Origin of the sequence: Pseudoalteromonas sp. AOP7-A1-14, from assembly GCF_052376275.1 — a bacterium.
Lineage (GTDB): Bacteria > Pseudomonadota > Gammaproteobacteria > Enterobacterales > Alteromonadaceae > Pseudoalteromonas.
Genome location: NZ_JBQSVO010000220.1, coordinates 1 through 1,818, shown reverse-complemented (window position 1 = coordinate 1,818; position 1,818 = coordinate 1). Strand labels below are relative to the sequence as shown.

Genomic DNA, 1,818 nt, shown 5'->3' with positions numbered 1-1,818 from the left:
TCGCTCCAGCAACGCGCACTTCGTGCGCTCGACAGTTTGTAAGTCGCCGTTTTGTGGTTTTGCTACGCAAAAGGTTTCCACAAAACGTCAACTTACAAACTGCGGCTGAGCTGGGCGTTAGCTATTACGAAAATTATTGAAGGAGATCGAGATGTCCGAAGGTTCACCAGAAAATATCGAGCAACTTGGTTCGATCAATAAAAAGATCGTGGCCGAAGGAGAAGAGCTTCCCGCAGTCACCCTTAAAGATGGAAGTAAGGTACAAACAGGTACGGTTGCCACGATGCTCCGCAACGTCGCTTTATACAACGCAGGTGAGCGTGGCGAGGTAGAAGAGCAGCTGAAGATCGCAGTACCGACCTTGATTAAAGTTGGATTGTTTGAGCTATTCTCCGTTGATGAATGGATTAACGGTCAAAATCCTGGGCGTAGTTTAGTTGGCCTGTACGCTAAAGAATACCTTGGCAAACAAAGCTAATCGGGTAGCCGGAGGTCTCTAACCTCCAGCCCCCACACCACCCATCATGCGGGTCCGCAATGGGCGGTTCATCTCCCGTAATGAATATTGATCCAAATATCTTTCAATGACACTAAACCTTGTGATGCTAAATAGTCATTACCTAGCGCAATGTTAATTCCTTTTGTTTTTGAGCTTCTACAAGGGCCTTTACTGGTGATACCACAGGCTATGGCGAGTCGCTCGCTAACACCCAATTTCATTAAACTGCGTACTTTGGTGCGAGGTTTACGCCATTGCTGCCAGTAGCACATTCTTATCCTACGACGGATCCAATGATCTAAATCCACTGTTAGTTGATAAGCGTTGGCTATTAGGTAGTAGTGTCCCCAGCCGCGTAAATACTGCGTGAGTTTATGAATTTGTAGGGTCATTGAGATCCCCCAGTTGCGGTTAGTGAGTTCTCTTACATTTGCTTTAAATTTCTTTAGCGCCTGTTCGTGGATCTGCACTTGAGCGTAACGGAAGGTAAACCCGAGAAATTTCGAGCCTGATACGGGACCGACTCGACTTTTCGATTCATTCACTTTGAGTTTTAATCGCTGAGTGATAAACGCAGTAATTTCCCGTTGGATTATGAGTCCTTCGCTTTTCGTTTTTACTAAAATGATTATGTCATCAGCGTAACGTGCAAACTTAAGGTGTTTGTAGGTTAGCTTCTTATCTAATTCATCGAGTAAAATATTGGAAAGTAAAGGGGATAATGGCCCACCTTGAGGGACTCCTTTGGTTGACTCAAACCACAGACCCGTTTCGCGCTCTGCGATCCCCGCTCGGAGGTATTTACCAAGTAGGCGCATGAGTGCTTTGTCTTTGACTTTACGACCAACACGATTCATCAGCATGTCATGGTTTACTTCATCAAAGAACTTAGACAAGTCAATATCAACCGCTGTTTTATAACCTTGTTTAACACAAGATTGAACATGGTTTACTGCTTGACTGGCTCTTTTATGAGGGCGATAACCATAACTATGTGGTGAAAATAGAGGCTCAAAATAAGGACTAATCACTTGAGCAATAGCTTGTTGGATCACTCTGTCGATAACTGAAGGGATCCCAAGCATTCGCTCACCGCCATCAGGTTTGGGTATCATCACGCGTTTGACTGGCAAGGATTGATAAGTGCCGTTAAGTAATTGTTGTTTAATTCCCAGCCAATGTAACTTAGCGAAGTGATTAAATTCTTCAATACTCATATTATCAATACCAGCAGCCCCTTTATTGCGCTTAACATGTTGCCATGCAGCGCCAATATTGTGGTTGCTCAGTACCCTTGTCATCAGGTCACGATCTGTTTG

The 1,818-nt window shown here is 44.4% G+C and carries 2 protein-coding genes; one reads left to right on the top strand and one right to left on the bottom strand.

The features are described 5' to 3' along the window. The first annotated feature begins 151 nt into the window (after positions 1–151). Positions 152–478 (top strand): DUF7709 family protein, encoded by a 327-nt coding sequence (locus tag ACT3RM_RS17675; RefSeq protein WP_192532262.1) that lies wholly within the window; start codon positions 152–154, stop codon positions 476–478. 68 nt (positions 479–546) lie between these two features. Here the strand turns inward: ACT3RM_RS17675 and ltrA are convergent. Continuing rightward, positions 547–1,818, bottom strand: a 1,272-nt coding sequence (gene ltrA / locus ACT3RM_RS17670) for a group II intron reverse transcriptase/maturase (protein ID WP_444511489.1), incomplete at its 5' end; no start/stop codon positions are given.